The following is a 1,274-nucleotide window of genomic DNA, read 5'->3' on the forward strand; positions in this document are numbered from 1 at the left end:
GTGACCTTGCCCCCAGTTTCTATCCAGTTTTGAGTTCGTTTCCGGCGTGGGTTGTGCCCTGCTGGGCGGGTGAAGGGACGGGCGCTGGCGCGGAGCCTTTGGCATAGCGCAGCGCGAGCGACCGTCGCGGATTGAAGGTGCCGGCGAACTCGGCCGGTGTCTGCCAGGCGATTTGGGAGTGCGGCCGCGCGGTGTTGTAATCGGCGCGCCACAGGGCGATGGCTACGCGCGCCTGAGCCAGCGAGGTAAACAGCGTCTCGTTGAGCAGTTCATCGCGCAGTCGGCCGTTGAAGCTCTCGATGAAGCCATTCTGCATCGGCTTGCCGGGCGCAATGTAATGCCATTCGACGCGGCTCTGATCCGCCCAGGAAAGGATGGCGTTCGAGGTGAACTCGCTGCCATTGTCGCTGACGATCATCCTCGGCCGGCCGCGCTCGGTAATGAGCCGGTCCAATTCGCGGGCAACCCGCATGCCCGAAAGAGACGTATCAACGATGAGTGCCAGGCACTCTCTCGTGCAGTCGTCGACGACGGCCATGATGCGGAAGCGGCGCCCGTCGGTGAGCTGGTCCGATACGAAGTCGAGCGACCAGCGCTCGTCGGGCCTCAGCGGCACCAGCATCGGCGCCCTTGTCCCGATCGCCCGTTTGCGGCCGCCACGGCGGCGAACGGCGAGCTTCTCCTCCCGATAGAGCCGGAACAGCTTCTTGTGGTTCACGATCAGGCCCTCCCGCCTCAGCATCACGAGAAGACGCCGGTAGCCGAACCGACGACGTTCCTGCGCGATTGCCTTCATCCGCTCGCGAACCTCGCGGTCGTCCGGCCTGCTGGTCTCGTAGCGAACCGTCATGCGGCAACAGCCGATGGCTTTACACGCCCGCCGTTCGCTCATCCCGAAGCCTTCCTTCAGGCGAGCGACAGCTTTCCGCTTGGCCGCGGGCGTCACCATTTCTTTCCCACAAGATCCTTCAACGCGGCATTGTCGAGCATGGCGTCGGCCAAAAGCCGCTTTAGCCGCGTGTTCTCGTCCTCCAGCGCCTTCAGTCGCCGAGCCTCGGAGATATCCATCCCGCCGAAGCGGGCCTTCCAGTTGTAGATCGAGGCGTCGCTGACCCCGTGCTTGCGGCACAGATCGGCAACCGATACCCCGGCCTCGTGTTCCTTCAAAATTCCGATGATCTGCTCTTCAGAGAAGCGGCTACGTTTCATGTCCTGGTCCTCTCGATGGGCCAGAACGAACTTCAAACCGGATTAGATCAGAGGGGCAAGGTCAG

Annotated in this window: 1 protein-coding gene; it reads right to left on the reverse strand. The window is 63.0% G+C overall.

The genetic code is table 11. The features are described 5' to 3' along the window. Window positions 1-19 precede the first annotated feature (19 nt). Window positions 20-1,209, reverse strand: a protein-coding gene (locus NKI50_RS30465; protein WP_352718692.1) for an IS3 family transposase whose coding sequence is annotated in 2 segments (ribosomal slippage) — window positions 20-960 and window positions 960-1,209 — 1,191 coding nt in all. Because the reading frame shifts where the segments join, the coding sequence is not laid out codon by codon here. Window positions 1,210-1,274: the final 65 nt, after the last annotated feature.

It is taken from the genome of Mesorhizobium sp. M0563 (assembly GCF_040321065.1).
Taxonomy (GTDB): domain Bacteria; phylum Pseudomonadota; class Alphaproteobacteria; order Rhizobiales; family Rhizobiaceae; genus Mesorhizobium.